Annotated in this window: 16 protein-coding genes and 1 tRNA gene; 13 read left to right on the plus strand and 4 right to left on the minus strand. The window is 34.8% G+C overall.

What is annotated here, in order from left to right; all coding sequences use genetic code 11:
- Nucleotides 1-78 precede the first annotated feature (78 nt).
- Complete coding sequence (locus V8G56_RS07105) at nt 79-375, plus strand: thioredoxin family protein (protein WP_331629642.1); 297 nt, start codon at nt 79-81, stop codon at nt 373-375.
- Here V8G56_RS07105 and V8G56_RS07110 read toward each other — a convergent pair.
- Together V8G56_RS07110 and V8G56_RS07115 are read right to left on the minus strand one after the other, a co-directional pair.
- Nucleotides 359-1012: a polysaccharide deacetylase family protein gene (locus V8G56_RS07110; protein ID WP_395437753.1), complete on the minus strand. Its 654-nt coding sequence runs from the start codon at nt 1010-1012 to the stop codon at nt 359-361. The genes V8G56_RS07105 and V8G56_RS07110 overlap by 17 nt on opposite strands.
- Complete coding sequence (locus tag V8G56_RS07115) at nt 1012-4305, minus strand: protein O-mannosyl-transferase family (protein ID WP_395437755.1); 3294 nt, start codon at nt 4303-4305, stop codon at nt 1012-1014. The genes V8G56_RS07110 and V8G56_RS07115 overlap by 1 nt, the downstream gene beginning before the upstream one ends.
- Nucleotides 4306-4543: 238 nt before the next feature.
- Between V8G56_RS07115 and V8G56_RS07120 the strand changes: the two genes are divergently transcribed.
- A tRNA-Gln gene (locus V8G56_RS07120) sits at nt 4544-4616 on the plus strand.
- A 69-nt stretch (nt 4617-4685) separates the two neighbouring features.
- On the opposite strand, the gene V8G56_RS07125 is transcribed toward V8G56_RS07120, so the two are convergent.
- Nucleotides 4686-5513, minus strand: coding sequence for a universal stress protein (locus tag V8G56_RS07125; RefSeq protein WP_395437756.1), 828 nt, complete (start codon nt 5511-5513; stop codon nt 4686-4688).
- 146 nt (nt 5514-5659) lie between these two features.
- Here V8G56_RS07125 and rimP point away from each other — a divergent pair, with 146 nt between their 5' ends.
- From rimP to infB, 3 genes are read left to right on the plus strand one after another with little or no spacing between them, the layout of a single operon-like run.
- Nucleotides 5660-6121, plus strand: coding sequence for a ribosome assembly cofactor RimP (gene rimP, locus V8G56_RS07130; RefSeq protein ID WP_395437757.1), 462 nt, complete (start codon nt 5660-5662; stop codon nt 6119-6121).
- Between the two features lie 12 nt (nt 6122-6133).
- On the plus strand, nt 6134-7366 hold the full coding sequence (gene nusA, locus V8G56_RS07135; protein ID WP_331629632.1) for a transcription termination factor NusA: 1233 nt from the start codon (nt 6134-6136) through the stop codon (nt 7364-7366).
- Nucleotides 7367-7394: 28 nt separating this feature from the next.
- Nucleotides 7395-10142: a translation initiation factor IF-2 gene (gene infB, locus V8G56_RS07140; RefSeq protein WP_395437758.1), complete on the plus strand. Its 2748-nt coding sequence runs from the start codon at nt 7395-7397 to the stop codon at nt 10140-10142.
- 80 nt (nt 10143-10222) lie between these two features.
- On the opposite strand, the gene V8G56_RS07145 is transcribed toward infB, so the two are convergent.
- The gene (locus tag V8G56_RS07145; RefSeq protein WP_395437759.1) at nt 10223-10612 is read right to left on the minus strand and encodes an SPOR domain-containing protein; all 390 of its coding nucleotides are present in this window, start codon (nt 10610-10612) and stop codon (nt 10223-10225) included.
- A gap of 212 nt (nt 10613-10824) precedes the next feature.
- Between V8G56_RS07145 and V8G56_RS07150 the strand changes: the two genes are divergently transcribed.
- The 8 genes from V8G56_RS07150 to V8G56_RS07185 are packed head-to-tail and all read left to right on the plus strand — an operon-like array spanning nt 10825 to nt 22126.
- Complete coding sequence (locus V8G56_RS07150) at nt 10825-12111, plus strand: cytochrome c3 family protein (protein WP_395437760.1); 1287 nt, start codon at nt 10825-10827, stop codon at nt 12109-12111.
- A gap of 30 nt (nt 12112-12141) precedes the next feature.
- A complete protein-coding gene (locus V8G56_RS07155) occupies nt 12142-15237 on the plus strand; it encodes a TAT-variant-translocated molybdopterin oxidoreductase (protein ID WP_395437761.1) in 3096 nt (1031 codons plus the stop codon).
- 32 nt (nt 15238-15269) lie between these two features.
- On the plus strand, nt 15270-16742 hold the full coding sequence (gene nrfD, locus V8G56_RS07160; protein ID WP_395437762.1) for an NrfD/PsrC family molybdoenzyme membrane anchor subunit: 1473 nt from the start codon (nt 15270-15272) through the stop codon (nt 16740-16742).
- A 3-nt stretch (nt 16743-16745) separates the two neighbouring features.
- Nucleotides 16746-17276: a DUF3341 domain-containing protein gene (locus tag V8G56_RS07165; RefSeq protein WP_395437763.1), complete on the plus strand. Its 531-nt coding sequence runs from the start codon at nt 16746-16748 to the stop codon at nt 17274-17276.
- Between the two features lie 8 nt (nt 17277-17284).
- The gene (locus V8G56_RS07170) at nt 17285-17842 is read left to right on the plus strand and encodes a c-type cytochrome (RefSeq protein ID WP_395437764.1); all 558 of its coding nucleotides are present in this window, start codon (nt 17285-17287) and stop codon (nt 17840-17842) included.
- 12 nt (nt 17843-17854) lie between these two features.
- Nucleotides 17855-19207, plus strand: coding sequence for a quinol:cytochrome C oxidoreductase (locus V8G56_RS07175; RefSeq protein WP_395437765.1), 1353 nt, complete (start codon nt 17855-17857; stop codon nt 19205-19207).
- Between the two features lie 28 nt (nt 19208-19235).
- Nucleotides 19236-20303 carry a cytochrome c oxidase subunit II gene (locus tag V8G56_RS07180; protein ID WP_395437766.1) on the plus strand — a complete coding sequence of 356 codons (1068 nt, stop codon included), beginning with the start codon at nt 19236-19238 and terminating at the stop codon, nt 20301-20303.
- A gap of 32 nt (nt 20304-20335) precedes the next feature.
- Nucleotides 20336-22126, plus strand: a complete 1791-nt coding sequence (locus tag V8G56_RS07185) for a cytochrome c oxidase subunit I (protein WP_395437767.1) — start codon at nt 20336-20338, stop codon at nt 22124-22126.
- Nucleotides 22127-22246 lie beyond the last annotated feature (120 nt).

Genomic DNA, 22246 nt, shown 5'->3' on the forward strand with positions numbered 1-22246 from the left:
AATTTGATGGGATATAAGCGTAATATCAAAAAAATACGTAGGTTTGTATAAGTACATTTGACTAATAAATATTAAAGTATGTCAAAATTTGGGGAACTAATAGATGTAGACATTCCTGTTTTGTTAGATTTTTTCACCGAATGGAATGATCAATCCACGGCAATGCATCCCGTTTTAAGAGATGTGGCAGCAGCACTTGGCGATAAGGCTAAAGTGATAAAGATTGATGTTGAAAAAAACCAAGAATTAGCGGAAGCGCTTAGAGTAAAAGGTTTACCCACATTAATCATTTATAAAAATGGCGAGATGAAATGGCGTCAAAGCGGTGAGCAAGATGCGAATACTTTGATTGGCATCATTAAGCAATATCTTTAAACTCCAAAGCCTCAAAAGTATATCCAAGTTTAGAATAATGTTCTAGTACTTTAGGCAAAACATTCATCATATTTTTTGAAGCTTTTATACTATCATGAAATACAATGATACTGCCATTACTAGTATTATCAATAACGTTTTCTAGACACTTTTCGTTACTAATATCCTTATCCCAATCAAAAGTTAAAACATCCCACATGATGATGCGATATCCTAACGCTATAAGCTGTTTTGCTTGTTTTGGCTTAATACGTCCGTATGGTGGACGAAAAAGATTGGTTTTATAACATTGGGAACCTATTATAAATTCCGCTTTTGAAATGTTTTGAAGATAATTTTTAGTTTTTGTTTTCCACCCTTTTAAATGATTATGAGTGTGGTTTCCTATAGTATGACCACAAGAGATGATACTCTGAAAAATATCGGGATATTTTTCAATATTATTACCGATACAAAAGAAGGTTGCTTTGGCATCAAACTTTTTTAAGAGTTCTAAAGTCCACTCTGTAATTTCAGGTGTTGGACCATCATCAAAAGTGAGATAAATAACTGGTTCAGAAGTTGGAATGCTCCACACATAATGAGGAAACATCTTTTTTACTACTGAAGGCGTTTTTACAGGAACCAAAGACATCATTAGTTAGCTTCTATACTGGTGTCTGTTGGAATGTCTTTATCTGGGTTTGACTCGTTGTCTGAAGCATCTTCATAAAAATGACTGAACAATTTTAAATATGAATTAAATACCTCACTTTCACTTTTTGCGAATTCCGGATCATAGGTTACTAGTATATCTACTAAACCTTTATAGCGCTGTATGTCCGTGTAAATATCTTCAAACAAATGCCCTTGATTTGTTGTAGTTAAACCACTGTAATAAGTTAGATTTTCCTGATATTTTTTGGCTACATCTTTAAATAACTGTTGTGCTTTTTCTTTATCCCCTACTTCATAATAGGCGCTCACATAAGGTTCCAGCAGGGTATAATATCCAAAATAGTCAACAGGCATGTTAGTCATCGCTATATCTGCTATTTCTTCAGCTTTATCTAGTTTATCTTCGTTAATCAATTGTTCAATGAGTCTGGCCAGATTACCTCTATAAGAAATCGAATTTTTTCGTGTTTCAGTATCATGATAAATATCTGGACTACCACTATTACCCCAATCCCAGTTTTTCACCTTTTCATACATTAAATCACTATCAACTCTACCCATGTCAAACGGGTTTGCTTTATCAACAGGAGTTCTTATTGGAACTAATTTGTAACACATGCCATCTAACTGCAAATAATCTTTCATCCATATATAATCATCATCTCCAAAACTACCACCTGTAAAATAAATAGGGCGTTTCCAGTCGTTATTTGCAACAATATCAAGCATTAAAAGCCTGTTTTTATAAATAGCGCCTTCTTTAATTTTTATAACAATATCAGCCACTATTTTATCAGCGTCTTTAGGGTTAACAATCCCATATTTAAGTGCGTTTTCTTTATTAACAGGAAGTCTTAAATATTCCGTTGGTAAATAATTGGCATTTAAATCCTGATTTCTAATACCGCTAATATCAACCCCTTGCTGCTCCAAAACATATTTATATTTTGTTCTTGGGTTATCACTGGTTATAAAGTTTAAAAACTCCTTAATATCTAAAGTGTCTGTTATAACAGGTTCTTTTATGATATAATCTCTGGTGCCATATTTATATTGATCATGCGTTAGCTGTGAGGGCACGGGATCACTATCATAAGCTTTACGTTTCATTTGATCAATATACCAATCCGTTTGAAATAAGCTTGTGTTCACAACTCGAACATCTGTTCTATAGCCCTCAATTTCTTGAGCATACCAAAGGGCAAACGTATCATTGTCTCCAATTGAAAATAAAATACCGTCTTTGGCACAAGAATCAAGATACATTTTAGCCATTGATTTGGCTGTGTATTTATCAGATCTGTCATGATCATCCCAATTGTTTGCTGCTAAAATACCAGGCACTAAAACTAAACAGGCTAAGGTTATTGCAGGAGCTAAAAATTTGGAAGGCATATATTTTTTAAGTGCATCATAAATTGCAAATACACCAAAACCAATCCAAAGCGCAAATACATAAAATGAACCTACAACAGAATAATCTCTTTCCCTTGGTTCAAAAGGTCTTACATTGGTATAAAATTGAATTGCTACACCAGTAAATAGGAAAAACACCAACATGGTCCAGAACAATTTCCTGTCTTTGTTAAATAAAAAGAACAACCCGATAAGGCCTAATAGAAGCGGCAGGAAGTAGTAAGTGTTTCTGGCTTTGTTGTTTTTTACATCACTCGGCAGATTATCCTGTGAAAGACCTAAATGCCATTCGTCAATGGGTTGTATACCACTAATCCAGTTACCATGATTGTCATATTTTCCTTGGATATCGTCCTGTCTTCCGGTAAAATTCCACATAAAATAACGCCAGTACATATAACCTAACTGATATTGTATCATGTACACAATATTGCTTGCTAGTGAAGGTTTTTCAATATCTAAATAGTTTTTGTAACGTTTTAAAAAACTATTGTAATCTTCATAATCTACATTGCCCTGAATGACATCATTTTTAAAATTCGCCACTAAAGTTCTTAGTTCATTTTGCATTTGGTAATCAGGCTTCAATTTAAAATCCAAGTATCCTGAAAACATCATATAATTTTCGGCATGTTCACCACTCCACATCCTTGGAAGAATGGAGGCGTGCTTTGAATTATAATTTTGTTTGGCATTTTTATAATCGTTTACAATCACATATTTGCCTTTAGCTTCGTCTTTTTCGTATTTAGGTTTGTCATCAACATACGGGTTATTTTCATCAAGATAGGCGTATTGATCTGTGAATTGCGGCCCATAAAACAGGTGGGTCTCCGGGTATTGCTCTAAATTGTAATAAGCCAGTAACTCTCTTGCACTAGAAGGGTTATTTTCATTAATAACCACATTGGCGTTGGCTCTGATAGGTAATAATAGCCACGATGAAAAACCAATTATGATAAAAGCAATGCACAGAATACCCGTGCTTAAATGTTTATAGCCTTTTTGCTTGGTATATTTTAAACCATAATAAATAATAGCCACTATAGATAATCCGGCAATGATGGAACCGGAATTAAAAGGAAGGCCAATTGAGTTGACAAAAAAGATCTCGAAGGCACTAAATATTCTCAGAATGTTAGGTGCTAATAGTTTAAAAACAAATAATAAAACGGCTACAGACACGAAATTTGCTATTATGAAGTTTTTAATCGTGACCGTTTTGTAGTTCTTGAAAAAGTAGATTAAGCCAATTGCCGGGATAGTCAACAATCCCATAAAGTGAACCCCAAATGATAATCCTATTACAAAGGATATTAATATAAGCCAACGATTGCCTCTTGGTTGATCCATATCTTGTTCCCAGCGTAAGCCTAACCAAAATAATATAGCCATGATTAATGTTGCCATGGCGTAAACTTCTGTTTCAACGGCATTGAACCAAAAGGAATCTGTAAAAGTGAAGGCTAAACTTCCAACTAATCCACTTCCAAGAATGGCCATAGCCTTTTGTTGAGACAACTCATTTTTCTTGACTACAAGTTTTTTAAGCAATAGGGTGATTGTCCAAAACAGAAAAAGAATAGTAAAGGCACTTGCTACAGCACTCATTAAGTTTAACATGTAACCTATTTTTGAGGGTTCAAATGCAAACATTGAGAAAAAAGCTCCAAACATTTGAAACAATGGTGCTCCAGGAGGATGGCCTACCTGAAGCTTAGAGGATGTTAAAATATATTCTCCGGCATCCCAAAAACTAACAGTTGGTTCTACAGTTAAACCATAGGTTATAAAGGCAATTAAAAAAGTGAACCAACCAGTGATGGTGTTCCATTTTTTAAAGTTGAAATAGGTCATATTGTAATATGTTTATTTATGATGGCGAATTTAATAATAAATATGAAAAGAGGGACAAGAATTTAGTTAGTGTTAACATAATTCAAGCTTTCTTAAATCTTTCAAATTAAAAAACTTTAAAATTTATTCCGAGTAATGAGTCCAAATATTATTAAAACCCTAGAATAACAATATTATTTTCAAAAAAATACTTGTGCAAATAAAACTTTGTGCTAAATTTGCACCCTCAATTACACATTGGCCTATGGTGTAACTGGCAACACGTCTGGTTTTGGTCCAGAAGAGTCTAGGTTCGAGCCCTAGTAGGCCAACAAAAAAAGTCTCAAGCAAATTTTGTTTGAGACTTTTTATTTTATTAAATATTTATTTTAAACAATAAATCAATCAATTTTAAAAGTCATTACAGGGCGTTTAGCATTATTCACCAAGTCTTCACTTATACTGCCGTTGAAAAAGTTTGAAAGACCTTGTCTGCCATGTGTGCACATGCCAATTAAATCAGCGCCTATAGATTGTGAAAAATTCATAATACCTTTTTCTACAGTAATATCATTGTATATATTAATGGTATAATCATCAAATTTAGACCCTTTAGCAAAAGTTTTAATGCGCTCGGTAGCATCATGTGTGGTCATGAAATGACTGGCCGTATTAACCATCAAAAAATGTATTTTGGCATCAAATAATTTCGCAAATTCGGTTGCTTTCAAATAAGGCGCTTTATAATGGTCTTTAAAATTTGAGGCAAATACCATATGATCTACTTTGAAAATAGGATGTTCTTTTTTAATCACTAAAACGGGTACTTCAGAAGTACGAACAATCTTTTCAGTGTTTGAACCAATAAGCATTTCTTTAAAACTATTGGTACCATGTGATCCCATAACAATCAAATCTATATGATGCTTTTTGCAAACCTGATATACGCCTCTAAAGGGTTCATAAAATTCAACAATTTCATGAACGTTAATTCCTTTCAAGTAATCTTTTTCTAATAAAGTTTCAAAATGTTTATGTGCTAGCTTCATAAAATACATGGCTTCAGGAAGATTTTGAGCCGTGCTTAATGGGTCTATCTTTTGCATTGGTAATTCTAAGGTGTGAAGTAAATAAATTTCAGCCTTTTGTTTTTTAGCAATTTGAGCAGCGACTTTTAAAGCATTTTCCGCCTGCTCTGAAAAGTCCGTAGGTATAAGTATTTTTTTCATAGTTTTTGGTTCTTGTTAACAAAGTAAATTGTATATAAATTTATGAATATTACTTTAAAAATCAATTAAAAAATCATATATTTGCGCCGTTGTAAGGCAAAATAAGGAAATGAGGGGACGAAAAGTCCCCTCTTTTTATAATAAAAATGTTTAAAACTACCGTTAAAGATTTACTAGAAAACGCCCTAATAGAAAGAACAGATTTGTTTCTATTAGAGATGTCTATTTCTGATGATAATAAAGTTAAAATTGTTATTGATGGAGATAAGGGGGTTAGCGTTGAAGATTGTATGTTTATTAGTAGAGCCATTGAGCATAATTTGGACCGTGAGGAAATAGATTTTGGACTGGAGGTGGCCTCGGCAGGTGCAACTTCGCCTATTGTTAATAAAAGACAGTACAGTAAAAATATTGGTAGAAACCTTGAGGTTAAAACAACCTCAGGTAAAATGGAAGCAATTCTTAAAGGAGTATCTGATGACGGTATTTCATTAGAGTGGAAAGTTAGAGAACCTAAGCCCCTAGGAAAGGGCAAGGTAACTGTAAAAAAGGAAGCTGTAATAGCTTATAGTGATATTGTAGAAGCAAAAGTGATGATTAAATTTTAATTCAAGAGAGTTATGGAGAATATTGCATTAATTGAATCGTTTTCAGAATTTAAAGACGATAAATTAATTGATCGTGTAACGTTAATGGCTATTTTAGAGGATGTCTTTAGAAGTGCCTTAAAAAAGAAGTTTGGTGATGATGATAATTTTGATATTATTGTAAACCCGGATAAAGGCGATTTAGAAATTTGGCGAAACCGTGTTGTAGTTGCTGATGGTGAGGTTTTAGAACCAAATCAAGAAATTTCATTATCAGAAGCTCGAAAAATAGAACCAGATTTTGAAGTTGGTGAAGATGTGTCTGAAGAAGTGAAATTAGTTGATTTAGGGCGTAGAGCTATTTTAGCATTACGTCAAAATTTAATTTCTAAAATTCATGAGCATGATAACACCATTATCTATAAGCAATTTAAAGATTTAGTAGGTGAAATTTATACGGCTGAAGTGCATCATATTCGTCACAGAGCTGTCATATTATTGGATGATGATGGTAACGAAATAATCTTACCAAAAGAAAAGCAAATACCCTCAGACTTTTTTAGAAAAGGTGATAGTGTAAGAGGCGTGGTTGATAGTGTTGAGTTAAAAGGAGCAAAACCTACTATTATCATGTCAAGAAGTTCACCGGCATTTTTAGAAAAGCTATTTGAACAAGAAATTCCAGAAGTTTTTGATGGTTTAATTACTGTTAAAAAAGTAGTTAGAATTCCCGGTGAAAAAGCAAAAGTAGCAGTAGACTCCTATGATGACAGAATTGATCCAGTTGGTGCTTGTGTTGGTATGAAAGGATCTAGAATTCATGGTATTGTCAGAGAATTAGGAAATGAAAATATTGATGTAATAAATTATACTAATAATTTACAATTATATATTACAAGAGCTTTAAGCCCTGCAAGAGTGACTTCAATTAAAATAAATGAAGAAACAAAAAGAGCTGAGGTTATTTTAAAACCTGAAGAAGTAAGTAAAGCGATAGGTAGAGGTGGACACAATATTAGATTGGCTGGGCAATTAACGGGCTATGAAATTGATGTGTTCAGAGAAGGCGCAGAAGAGGATGTTGAATTGTCTGAGTTTACTGATGAAATTGAAGGTTGGATCATTCAGGAATTTAGTAAGGCGGGTCTTGATACAGCAAAAAGTATTTTAGAGCAAGATGTGGAAGATCTTGTAAAAAGAACAGATTTAGAAGAAGAAACAATAAGAGACGTTATTAGAATTCTGAGAGAAGAATTTGAAGAATAACGTATATTTGGTATATTAAAGGCAATTTATGGCTGAAACAGTTAGATTAAATAAAGTATTACGCGAATTAAATATTTCTATTGATCGTGCAGTGGATTTCTTGGAATCCAAAGGTATTGACGTAGAAAAAAGTCCGAATACAAAAATTTCAGAAGAGGTACATGTAATTCTTTCAAATGAATTTCAAACGGATGCTAATAAAAAAGTAGCATCTCAAGAAGTTAGTGAGGCAAAGCAAAAGGAGAAAGAAATTTTGCGTGAACAACGTGAGCGCGAAATTGAAGAAAAACAAAAAGCAGAAGCCAAAAGAGAAGAAATTATTAGGGCATCAACAGTTATTTCTAGACCAAAAGCTGTTGGAAAGATTGATTTAGAGCCTAAAAAGAAAGAGGAAGTTCCTACAGCGAAGGTTGAAGAAGTTAAGGAAGTTGTTCAAGAAATACCTAAAAAGGAAGATCAAGTAGCTGCTAAGACCGAAACAGTTGAAAAACCTAAGGCAACACCAATTGAAAAAAAGGAAGAGACTAAACCTGCAGAGCCAAAGCGTGAAAGACTTAACAGTGAAGGAGAATTGGTTCCTGATGAGAAAGTAGCAACGCAATACCAAAAACTTTCAGGACCTAAAATTTCGGGAAACAAAATAGATCTTTCACAATTCAATAAGCCGAAGAAAAAGAAAGAAGATAAAAAGCCTGAGTCAAAACCAGGCGATAGTGCTGCCAATAAAAAGAAACGTCGCCGTATTAGCAAGGTGGGCGGACCTCAAGCTGGTAATGATCAAAGTAAGACATCTGGACCAAATAGAGGTGGTGGTAGTGATAGATTCAAAGGAGGACAAGGGCCTAGAAGACCAATTATTAAGGAAGAACCAAGCGAAGAAGATGTTCAAAAACAAGTGCGTGAAACACTTGAAAAACTTCAAGGAAAATCTAGTAAAGGTAAAGGAGCAAAATATCGTAGAGAGAAAAGAGAACATCATAGAGAACAGTCTGAAAAGAGTTTAGAGCAAGAAGCAGCAGAAAGCAAAATACTTAAAGTAACAGAGTTTGTTACAGCAAGTGAAGTAGCTACGATGATGGATGTTCCTGTAACACAAATTATTTCTGCTTGTATGTCGCTGGGTATGATGGTGACTATGAATCAGCGATTGGATGCTGAAACGCTGTCTATAGTTGCTGAAGAATTTGGCTATCAGGTAGAGTTTGTAACAGCAGATATTGAAGAGTCTTTAGAAGAAGTTGAAGATAAAGAAGAAGATTTAAAACCGCGTGCGCCTATTGTAACCGTAATGGGACACGTAGATCATGGTAAAACATCGCTTTTAGATTATATAAGAAAGGAAAATGTAATTGCCGGAGAATCAGGAGGGATTACTCAACATATAGGGGCTTATGGGGTTGAACTTGATAACGGACAAAAAATAGCCTTTTTAGATACGCCTGGTCACGAAGCTTTTACCGCTATGCGGGCCCGTGGTGCTCAGGTAACAGATTTAGCAATTATTGTGGTTGCGGCTGATGATGACATCATGCCTCAAACTAAAGAAGCGATTGCACATGCTCAAGCAGCCGGTGTGCCAATCATATTTGCGATAAATAAAATAGATAAGCCAGATGCAAATCCTGAAAAAATTAAAGAAGGACTTGCTCAAATGAATTTATTGGTTGAAGATTGGGGTGGTAAAATTCAATCCCATGATATTTCGGCTAAAACAGGAACTGGTGTCAAAGAATTATTAGAAAAAGTATTACTTGAAGCTGAATTGTTAGAACTTAAAGCTAATCCAGATAAACCTGCAAGTGGAACTGTTGTTGAAGCCTTTTTAGATAAGGGCCGTGGTTATATTTCAACCATTTTGGTTCAGGCAGGAACCTTAAGAGTAGGTGACTATGTGTTAGCTGGAAAAAATAGTGGTAAAGTGAAAGCAATGCAGGATGAGCGTGGTAATAACGTTATTGAAGCAGGGCCTTCAACGCCTGTATCTATATTAGGATTAGATGGAGCGCCTCAAGCAGGTGATAAATTTAATGTTTTCCAGGATGAACGTGAAGCAAAACAAATTGCTGCAAAAAGATCACAGTTACAGCGTGAACAATCGGTTAGAACACAACGTCATATTACACTTGATGAAATTGGACGCCGTATTGCACTTGGAGACTTCCAGGAATTAAATATCATTCTTAAAGGAGATGTGGATGGTTCAGTGGAAGCCTTAACAGATTCATTCCAAAAATTATCTACTGAAGAGATTCAGGTTAATATTTTACATAAAGGGGTAGGTGCCATTACTGAAAGTGATGTATTATTAGCGTCGGCTTCAGATGCCATCATTATAGGATTTAATGTGCGTCCTGTTGGAAATGCGAGAATGATTGCTGATAAGGAGGAAATTGATATCCGTACCTATTCTATCATTTATGATGCTATCAATGATCTTAAAGATGCTATGGAAGGTATGTTGTCTCCTGAGTTTAAGGAAGAGGTGACAGGTACTGCTGAAATAAGAGAAATATTTAAAGTAACTAAAATTGGCAGTATTGCTGGTTGTATGGTGACTAATGGTAAAATACTTAGAAATTCTGGAATTCGTCTTATTAGAGATGGAGTTGTAGTATTCACCGGCGAATTATCCTCTTTAAAACGTTTTAAAGACGATGCTAAGGAAGTCAGCAAAGGTTATGATTGTGGTATGCAAATTAAAAACTATAACGACATTAAAGAAGGGGATATTATAGAAGCCTTCCATGAAATTGAAGTTAAGAAAAAGCTTAAATAAAAAATAGTAGCATAAATAAAAAAGCCTTTCAAAACATTGAAAGGCTTTTTTATTTATATGGTATTGATAAGCTAATAAATTTATTTTTTTGGTTTAAAAATAAAGGCACTTGGAAATTTTCGTTTCACTTCTTTTAAGGCCCGATCTGCTTCTAAACGCGTCGTGAAACTACCGGCCCAGATTTTAAAGTTTGGATATTCGTAAACTATATTTGATTTCCAGTTTTCATACGCCGCATTAAATTTAGTTTGAGTAGCTTCAGCCTCACCGCGATTACCTGAATATACCTGAATCTTATATCTATCTGTTAAGTTGTCCGTTTTATTCATTTCTTTTTTCAAATCTAACAACTTGTCAATGTTTTTGTCTTGATTCAGGGTCACTGTTCCTTGTTGTGCAAATCCGTTAGTTGCAAATGCTATCAAGCAAATACTTACTAAAAGGCTCATTCTCAAACTTAATGTTTTCATTTTTTATTATATTTAGTGCAAATGTATAAGTATAAACTTAATTAGTTAACAATTTATTATTTAGAATCGGTCTAAATTATCAATTATCACTAGTCTACATTTCTAAAATCGAGTTTAAATATTACTTTTGCCTACGTTTTATAACTCTGTTTTTTCTGATTAGTGTAAAGAAAAAACCGTACCAAAGTTTAGAAGTTAATTTAACCAACAATATGAGACAGGTGATTCACTGTAAATTAAGTAATAACTTTTTTAGTTTAGCTTTAATATTTTTATTAGCGTTTTCAACCTCACTTTCAGCCCAGGAAGGAGATCCAGCAAAAGGAAAATCATTATTTAATGCCAATTGTGCGGCATGCCATCAGTTAGATAAAAAAATGACTGGTCCAGCTTTACGTAATATTGAAGCGCGCTTGGCTGAAGATCCAGGTTTAGATAGAGAATGGATTTATGCATGGATTCGTAATAGTGCAGGTGTTATTAAATCTGGTGATGCCTATGCTAATAAGGTTTATAATGAGTATGGTGGCACAGCAATGACTGCGTTTCCACAACTGTCAGATGATGATTTAAATAATATTCTTGCATATACTGCCGAAGTAAAGGCAGAACCAGCGGCTGCTCAGACTACCGGTACAGGGACTCAAGCTTCAGGTGATAATGGCGTTTCAAATGAGCTTATTCTAGGTGCTTTGGCCATCTTATTTATGCTTTTGGCTTCTGGCTTGTATTTGGTTAACAAAACCCTACGTCGTTTTGCCGCTGCCAAAGATATTGAGTTGCCAGATACTCAAAGAACACCACTATGGAAAGCGTTTGCTCAAAATCAGTTTTTAGTTTTAGTGACCGCTATATTTTTATTATTGGCAAGCGCCTATTTTGTTTATGGATATTTAATGCAAATTGGTGTTGATCAAGGGTATCAACCGGTACAACCAATTCATTTTTCGCATAAAATTCATGCAGGTGATAATGCTATTGATTGTAAATACTGTCACTCTTCAGCCAGAGTAAGTAAGCATTCAGGAATTCCATCTTTAAATATATGTATGAATTGTCATAAATCAATTTATGAGTATAAAGGAGAAACTTCTGTTGAATACTCAAAAGAATTTTATGATGGAGAAATTAAAAAATTATATGCCGCTGCAGGATGGGATGATGCTGCTCAGCAATATACTGGAAATTCACAACCTGTAAAATGGGTCAGAATCCATAATTTACCTGATTTTGTATACTTTAATCACTCACAACATGTTAGTGTGGCCGGTATAGAATGTCAAACATGTCATGGTCCAATACAGGAAATGGAGATTGCAAGTCAATTTGCACCATTAACTATGGGATGGTGTATCGACTGTCACAGAACAACTAATGTTAAAGTTGAAGACAATGCATACTATACTAAAATTCATGAGGAATTATCTAAGAAGTATGGTGTAGATAAATTAACAGCTGCTCAAATGGGTGGTTTGGAATGCGGTAAGTGTCATTATTAATCTATTAAAGAAGTAATTCAATTATATAATATGTCATCAAACAAGAAATACTGGAAAAGTGTTGAAGAGCTAAACGAAAATAGCTCAATTGTTGAGGCGCTAAAACAAAACGAATTTGTGGAAGAAATTCCTACTGATGAATTTTTAGGCAATAAAGAGTCATTAGAAGCCTCTTCTACAACACGTCGTGATTTCTTAAAATATGTAGGTTTTAGCACTGCAGCTGCTACGTTGGCTGCTTGTGAAGGTCCTGTCATTAAATCAATACCTTATGTGGTGCAACCTCAAGAAATTATTCCTGGTGTTGCCAATTACTATGCAACTACAATTGCTGATGGTTTTGATTTTGCAAGTGTTTTAGTAAAAACTCGCGAAGGTCGTCCAATTAAAATTGAAAATAATAGTTTAGCAGCCACCAATGGTAGTGCTAATGCTAGAGTTAATGCTTCAGTTTTAGGCTTGTATGATAGTTTAAGAGTTCAAGGTCCTAGAAAAAACGGAAATTCAATTTCTTGGGATGAATTAGATGCTGAGGTTGTTCAAAAATTAACTGCTTTAAAAGACTCAGGGAAGGATATTGTGTTGTTAACACAAACTTTTGCGAGTCCATCTACCAGTAAATTGATTGCTGAATTCAAAGAAAAATATGGTAATGTTCGTCATGTAGTTTATGATGCTATTTCAGAATCTGCTGCATTAGACGCGTATCAAGCAAAATATGGAGAACGCAGTTTAGCCCATTATGATTTTTCAAAAGCGATGACGGTTGTTTCTGTGGGTGCAGATTTCTTAGGAGATTGGCAAGGCGGAGGTTTTGATGCTGGATATTCTAAAAATAGAATTCCACAAAACGGCAAAATGTCGCGTCATATGCAGTTTGAGTCTAATATGTCTCTAACAGGAGCCAATGCAGATAAAAGAGTACCATTAACTCCAAGTCAACAAAAAATAGCTTTAGCAAAATTATATAGCTATGTAGTTGGCGGTTCTGTTTCAGGAAGTTTACCTGAAAATATTGAAGATGCCGTTAAAAAAGCAGCGTCTCAATTAAAGAAATCGGGAAGTAATGGATTAGTAGTAACAGGAATTCAGGATGTAAATGCACAAACCGTGGCTCTTGAAATCAATGAATACTTAAATTCTAAAGCTTTTGATAAAGCTACTCCAATAAAAACAAGACAAGGTAGTGACCAAGAAGTCATGACTTTAATTGCTGATATGAAAGCAGGAAAAGTTGGCGCTATCATTATGAGTGGTGTGAATCCATTATATACTTTGTCTAACGCTTCAGATTTTTCTGAAGGTTTAAAAAACACTGAATTGTCTGTTGCCTTTTCATTAAAAGAAGATGAAACGTCTTCAGAAACGCAATTTATTGCAGCTGCTCCTCATTATTTAGAATCTTGGGGAGATGTTGAAATAAAGAAGGGTCATTATGCCTTAACTCAACCGGCTATTCGTCCGTTGTTTAATACAAGACAATTTCAAGAGGCTTTATTAGTATGGAATGGTAATTCAGTTTCATATCATGATTATATAAAAGAAGCTTGGGGAACAAGTATCTTAAATGGTAGTTCATTTAATCAGGCACTGCATGACGGTATGTTTGTCGGGACTATTGAAACTGAAACTGATGATACAACAGATGCTTCTCAAAATGCAGAAACTCCGTCTGGGGATGCTGCTAGAGCTTTAGCCGCTTCGGCAAAAGCCAGTGCATTAGAGTTAGTATTGTATACTAAAACAGGAATGGGTGATGGACAACAAGCCAATAACCCATGGTTACAAGAATTTCCGGATCCAATAACCAGAACTTCTTGGGATAATTACTTAACAGTTTCCAAATTTGATGCTGATGCTTTGGGCTTAGTAAATTTTAATGTGGCTAATGGCGCATTAAATGGAAGTTATGCTAATGTGACTGTAAATGGAAAAACACTTACAGCTCCTGTGATCATTCAACCGGGACAGGCAAAAGGTTCTGTTGGTTTAGCATTAGGCTATGGAAGAACAAAAGGATTAAAGAAAGAAATGCAAACAGGTGTTAACGCTTTTGCATTTTATCAAGGTTTTAATAATATTCAAGAAGTTACTGTTGAATTAGCGCCTGGAGAGCATGAATTTGCATGTGTTCAGTTGCAAAATACTTTAATGGGACGTGGAAGTATCATTAAAGAAACGACTTTAGAAATTTTCAATACAAAGGATAAGAACGAATGGAACGGTATTCCAATGGTTTCTTTAAATCATGTTGAAACACCAGTTACCTCTCCTGAGGTTGATTTGTGGGAAGAATTTGATCGTTCAATAGGACATCATTTCAACTTGTCAATTGATTTAAATGCCTGTACAGGTTGTGGTGCATGTGTGATTGCTTGTCATGCAGAAAACAACGTGCCGGTAGTTGGTAAAACAGAGGTAAGAAGAAGCAGAGATATGCATTGGTTGCGTATTGATAGATATTATTCTTCCGAAGATACTTTTGGAGGAGATATTGAGAAAAAGGAATCTGCTGAAGGCTGGTTTACAGGTGAAAAGCAAGCATTAAGAGAAATGGAAGATGCGGCGGAAAATCCACAAGTTTCCTTTCAACCAGTTATGTGTCAGCATTGTAACCATGCGCCATGTGAAACTGTCTGCCCGGTCGCTGCCACATCACACAGTCATCAAGGTCAAAACCATATGGCATACAACCGTTGTGTAGGTACTAGATATTGTGCAAATAACTGTCCTTATAAAGTACGTCGTTTCAACTGGTTCTTGTATAATGAAAATGATGAGTTTGATTATCATATGAATGATGATTTAGGTCGTATGGTATTAAACCCAGATGTTGTTGTGCGTTCTCGTGGCGTTATGGAAAAATGTTCAATGTGTATTCAGAAAACACAAAAAACAATTCTGGATGCGAAACGTGATGGACGTGTTATTAAAGATGGTGAATTCCAAACAGCTTGTTCTGCGGCATGTAGTAACGGAGCCATGGTATTTGGAGACATCAATGATAAAGAAAGTCAAGTTGCAAAACTTAAAGAAGATAACCGTATGTATCACTTGTTAGAAAGCGTTGGGACAAAACCAAACGTGATGTATCAAACAAAAGTGGTAAATACAACGGAATCATAATAGATTAATTAAGAAATAATTAAAAAAGGATTATGGCGTCTCATTACGAAGCACCTATTAGAAGACCTTTAGTTACAGGAGAAAAATCATATCACGATGTATCTGTGGATGTGGCAAGACCTGTTGAAGGAAAAGCCAATAAATCTTGGTGGATAGTTTTCTCTATATCACTAGCCGCTTTTCTTTGGGGAATTGGATGTATCATTTATACGATATCAACAGGTATTGGAACTTGGGGTTTAAATAAAACCGTTGGTTGGGCCTGGGATATTACAAACTTTGTTTGGTGGGTAGGTATTGGTCACGCAGGAACACTTATTTCTGCGGTACTTTTATTATTCCGTCAAAAATGGAGAATGGCAATTAACCGATCTGCAGAGGCCATGACTATTTTCTCTGTAATTCAGGCAGGTTTATTCCCAATTATTCACATGGGTCGTCCTTGGTTAGGATATTGGGTATTGCCAATACCAAATCAATTTGGGTCACTTTGGGTAAACTTTAACTCTCCACTGCTTTGGGATGTATTCGCAATCTCAACCTATTTATCTGTGTCATTAGTATTCTGGTGGACTGGATTATTGCCTGATTTTGCCATGATACGTGACAGAGCTGTGAGACCATTTCAAAAGAAAATATACTCTTTATTAAGTTTTGGTTGGTCTGGTAGAGCTAAAGACTGGCAACGTTTTGAGGAAGTTTCCTTGGTACTTGCAGGATTAGCAACACCATTAGTGCTTTCTGTCCATACTATTGTATCATTTGACTTCGCAACTTCTGTTATTCCAGGTTGGCATACTACCATATTCCCTCCTTATTTTGTTGCCGGGGCTGTATTCTCTGGTTTCGCCATGGTGAATACGCTTCTTATTATTATGAGAAAAGTATGTAATCTAGAAGATTATATTACCGTTCAACACATTGAATTAATGAACATTGTAATTATGATTACGGGTTCTATAGTTGGTGTGGCCTATATTACTGAGTTATTTATTGCTTGGTATTCAGGGGTAGAATATGAACAATATGCCTTTTTGAACAGAGCTACAGGACCTTACTGGTGGGCCTATCTGTCAATGATGACTTGTAACGTGTTTTCGCCTCAGTTCATGTGGTTTAAAAAATTAAGAACAAGTATCATGTTCTCTTTCTTTATTTCTATTGTAGTGAACATTGGAATGTGGTTTGAGCGTTTTGTGATTATTGTAACCTCTTTACACAGGGATTATTTACCATCGTCTTGGACAATGTTCCAACCAACATTTGTTGATATAGGTATATTCATTGGAACCATAGGTTTTTTCTTTGTGTTATTTTTATTATACTCAAGAACCTTCCCTGTAATTGCGCAAGCTGAAGTAAAAACAATTTTAAAATCTTCTGGTGAAAAATATAAGAGATTAAGAGACGCTGGTGAAAGTTTGGTAGGAACAGGTGTTGATGCTAGAACCTCAGGCAAATATGTTTCAGGAGATGATATGAACCAATCAAAAAATAAAAAGTAGCATATGGAAGCTTCAAAAGTAATTCACGCTATTTATAATGACGATGATGTCTTAATGTCAGCGGTTAAGAAAGTAAAGGCTGAAAGATATCATATAGAAGAAATATACACACCATTTCCTGTTCATGGATTAGATAAAGCGATGGGATTAGCACCAACACGCATTGCTATAGCCTCATTTATTTACGGATGTATTGGTTTAACAGTGGCTATTTTAATGATGAATTTTATCATGATTGAAGATTGGCCTCAAGATATTGGTGGTAAACCAAGTTTTAGTTACCTTGAAAATATGCCGGCATTTGTGCCGATTATGTTTGAGTTGACCGTATTTTTTGCGGCGCATCTAATGGTTATTACCTTTTATTTAAGAAGTAGAATGTGGCCATTTAAAAATGCAGAAAACCCCGACCCACGTACAACAGATGACCATTTTTTGATGGAGATTGCTGTGGATGGTAATGAGAAAGAATTGACCGCATTACTTAAAGAATCGGGAGCTGTTGAGATTAATTTAGTTGATAAAGCCCATTAATGAATCGTATGAAAAGCTTAATTAAAATATCAGTATTATTAGTGGTTATAGTAACCTTGGCTTCTTGTAAAAAGGACACAGCTCCTAATTATCAGTTCATGCCTAATATGTATGCGCCAATAAGTTATGAAACTTTTGGCGAATCAAAGGCATTTGCTAACGGCATTGAAGCTCAATTATCTGCTGAAGGCACTATTTCAAGAGGGCATAGTCTTTTTGAATATGATAATTCTATTGAAGGTTACACACTTGCAAAAGAAACTTTAAAAAGCCCGTTAGATTCAACACAAGTGAATTTAGATAATGCTAAAGTTTTATATGACATATATTGTGGTATTTGCCATGGCGTTAAAGGTGACGGTCAAGGCAACCTTGTAAAAAGAGAAAAAATTCTTGGTATTCCAAGATATGATGATCCGGCAAGAGCCATCAATGAAGGAAGCATTTATCATACCGTATATTATGGTAAAAACGCCATGGGTTCTTATGCGAGCCAATTGAATGATAAAGAACGATGGGAAGTTGTTTCCTATGTGCTTAAATTAAAAGCAGATTTAGAAAAGTAAGATTATATAGATATGTATACATTTTCAAATAAATTAAGAACATTTTCTTTCGCTCTAATAATTCTAGGGTTGTTAGGTGTTGGATATGGTTTTATGACATCTCATAAATCTTTAGAAGAAGTAAAAACAATGCTTGCTGACGAGGCTTCTGCTCATGGCGGTGGTCATGCAGAAGCAGCATCACATGAAATGGTAGCGGGTCCTTCTGGTGATCAATCACATGGGGAAACTGTTGTTGAAGAAGCCCATCACGGAGATGAACATGCTGAGCATGTTCAGCATCAAATAGCAAACAGACCATGGTCTGCGCTTTATGTTGCAGCCTTTTTCTTTATGATGATTTCTTTAGGAATTTTAGCGTTTTACGCCATTCAAATAGCTTCACAGGCTGGCTGGTCTCCTGTATTATTCAGAGTGATGGAAGGAATGACGGCTTATTTATTACCTGGAGCTTTAATTGTGTTAGGAATTGCTATCGCTTCTGGTACTTTAGGACACTATAATTTATTCATATGGATGGATCCTGAAGTGGTGGCACATGATAAATTAATCCAAGGAAAAACGAGTTGGTTAAATTTACCTTGGTTCGCTATTAGAGGCTTAATATATATTGCAGGTTGGAGTTTATATCGTTATTTTTCCCGTAAATTTTCTATCGCACAGGATACAGCAGAAGATAATGTTAATTTCAAGAAAGCATTCCGTATCTCTGCGGCCTTCCTAGTATTTTTTATATATACAGAATCAATGATGTCTTGGGATTGGATAATGAGTGTAGACCCACATTGGTTTAGCACCTTATTTGGCTGGTATGTTTTTGCAAGTATGTTTGTAAGTGGTATTACGGTTCTGTCATTAATAATTATCTATTTAAAATCTAGAAATTATTTAGAATTTGTAAATGAAAACCATTTGCATGATGTGGCTAAATTCATGTTTGCTTTTAGTATTTTCTGGACATACTTATGGTTTTCGCAATTTATGTTGATTTGGTATTCAAATATTCCGGAAGAAGTTACCTATTTCGTTACACGATTCGGTGATTATAAATTACCGTTTTTAGGGATGGTAGTTATGAACTTTGTATTCCCGATCCTTATGTTAATGAACGCTGATTTCAAAAGAGTTCCTTGGTTTGTTGTGATGACTGGTTTAGTTATTTTAGCAGGGCACTATGTGGATATTTTCAATATGATTATGCCGGCAACAGTGGGTGACAGATGGTATATTGGAATTCCTGAAATTAGTTCGTTATTACTATTTGCTGGACTATTTATATTAGTTGTATTTACGGCTTTAACAAAAGCGCCGTTACTTGTAAAAGGATATCCTTTTAGAAAAGAAAGTGAACAATTCCATTATTAATAAAATCTAAATAAAGACGACGATAACAATGACTGCTTTATTAACAATTATAGTTTTAGTATTTATTTTAGTTGCTATCTGGCAAATGGTTAAGATTTTTGATTTGGCCCAGGCTAAAGTCGAAAATTCTCAAGTAGCCAGTGATAAGGACAACAAAATAAATGGATATTTAATGATGGGCTTTTTAGCTTTCATTTATATTATCACCATAGTTTCTTTTGTGAAATGGGGTGATTTACCCTTAATGTCAAATGCGGCTTCAGAACATGGTCCTCAGATTGATAATTTGATGATTATCTCTATGACTCTTATTTTTGTAGTGCAAACAATCACGCAGTTTTTGCTACATTATTTTGCTTTTAAGTATAAAGGCGAAAAGGGAAAAAAGGCATTATTTTTTGCGGATAATAATAAGCTAGAAGCAATCTGGACGATCATTCCTGTAATTGTTTTAGCTGGATTAATAATCTATGGATTGAATACCTGGATTAATATTATGGGTGTTAATGAAGATGATGATCCTTTAGTGGTAGAATTGTATGCACAACAATTTAACTGGAAGGCAAGATATGGTGGTACAGATAATACTTTGGGTAAAGCAAATGTGCGTTTAATTGATATCGATCGCGCCAATATTTTAGGTCTTGACGAATCAGATCCTTATGCTGCAGATGATGTTATTACCACAGAACTACACTTACCTGTAGGAAGACCAATATTATTTAAAATGCGATCACAAGACGTATTGCATTCAGCTTATATGCCTCACTTTAGAGCACAGATGAATTGTGTGCCAGGCATGATTACACAATTCGGATTTACACCAACAATTACTACAGTAGATATGCGCCAAACTGCTGAAATAACGGAAAAGGTTGCAAATATTAATAAAATTAGAGTTGAAAAAAGTAAAGCATTAATTGCTAAAGGAGAAGAGGCTTTAGATCGTTATGAATTTGATTACCTACTATTATGTAATAAAATTTGCGGGAAGTCTCATTACAATATGCAAATGAAAATCATAGTAGAAACTCAAGAGGAATATGATGCATGGATGAAAGAGCAAAAACTATTTAAAGACTCTCTAATTAATTAATCAATTTAAAAAGATAAACACGATATAAGATTATGTCAGCACACGAAGATACTCACGCTCACGAAGACCACGGACATCATCACAAAGAAACCTTTGTTACTAAATACATTTTTAGTCAAGATCATAAGATGATTGCTAAACAGTACCTAATTACTGGTACTATCATGGGAGTTATAGGTGTATTTATGTCTATGATGTTCCGTTTGCAATTGGCATGGCCGGAAAAACCAAATGTTTTGTTTGAGGCATTGTTAGGTAAATGGGCTCCAAATGGGGTTATGGATGCTGATATTTATTTGGCATTGGTTACCATACATGGTACCATTATGGTATTCTTTGTTTTAACTGCTGGACTAAGTGGTACGTTTAGTAACCTATTAATTCCATTACAAATTGGAGCACGTGATATGGCATCGGGGTTTTTAAATATGGTATCCTATTGGTTGTTTTTCCTTTCTAGCGTTATAATGGTAATATCTTTATTCGTTGAAGCAGGTCCGGCAGCAGCAGGTTGGACTATTTATCCTCCTTTAAGTGCGCTGCCAATGGCACAAGGTGGTTCCGGTTTAGGTATGACCCTGTGGTTAGTGTCTATGGCTATATTTATTGCTTCATCATTATTAGGATCTTTAAACTATATAGTTACTGTAATTAATTTGCGTACAAAGGGAATGTCAATGACTAGACTTCCTTTAACAATATGGACCTTTTTTATTACGGCAGTTATTGGGGTGATTTCGTTCCCAGTATTATTATCTGCGGCCTTATTATTGATTATGGATAGAAGTTTTGGAACATCCTTCTTTTTATCTGATATTTTTATACAAGGCGAGGTTTTACATTATCAAGGAGGTTCACCTGTTTTATTTGAGCATTTATTTTGGTTCTTAGGACATCCTGAGGTTTATATTGTTATTTTACCTGCAATGGGACTGGTTTCAGAAATTATGGCATCAAACTCACGTAAACCAATCTTTGGCTATAGAGCCATGATCGCGTCTATATTAGCCATTGCATTTTTATCTACCATTGTTTGGGGTCACCATATGTTTATTTCAGGTATGAATCCATTCTTAGGTTCTGTGTTTACATTTACAACATTATTAATTGCAATACCTTCAGCAGTAAAAGCGTTTAACTGGATTACTACTTTATGGAAAGGGAATTTACAAATGAATCCTGCGATGTTATTTTCAATTGGGTTTGTTTCTACTTTCATTACCGGTGGTTTAACTGGTATTATTCTTGGGGACAGTGCTCTTGACATCAATGTACATGACACTTATTTCGTAGTGGCACATTTTCATTTAGTAATGGGTATTTCTGCGCTTTATGGTATGTTTGCTGGTATTTATCATTGGTTCCCAAAAATGTTTGGTAAAATGTTAAATAAGAATCTGGGTTATATTCATTTCTGGGTAACCGCTGTGTGTGCTTATGGGGTATTTTTCCCAATGCATTTTATTGGAATGGCTGGTTTACCTAGACGTTATTATACCAATACTAACTTTCCATTATTTGATGACTTAGCTAATGTGAATGTGATTATAACCATTTTTGCATTAATTGGAGGAATTGTTCAAATTGTATATTTATACAATTTCTTTAGTAGTATTTTCTTTGGTAAAAAATCTGAACAAAATCCATGGAAATCTAATACATTGGAATGGACAGCTCCGGTAAAACATATTCATGGTAACTGGCCTGGCGAAATCCCTCATGTTTATCGTTGGTCTTATGATTATAGTAAGCCTGGTCATGATGAAGACTTTGTTCCACAGAATGTCCCTTTAAAAGAAGGGGAAGAAGAACTCCAACACTAATAATAGACACATATTTATATTAAAAAGCCCATTAGCATAATGGGCTTTTTTTATGCAGCTTTTTAAAAATGAAGAAAAAGCTTACATAATTGTGATTATACTATCGATAAAAAGATATAT

Origin of the sequence: Gaetbulibacter aquiaggeris (assembly GCF_044003965.1) — a bacterium.
GTDB lineage: Bacteria > Bacteroidota > Bacteroidia > Flavobacteriales > Flavobacteriaceae > Yeosuana > Yeosuana aquiaggeris.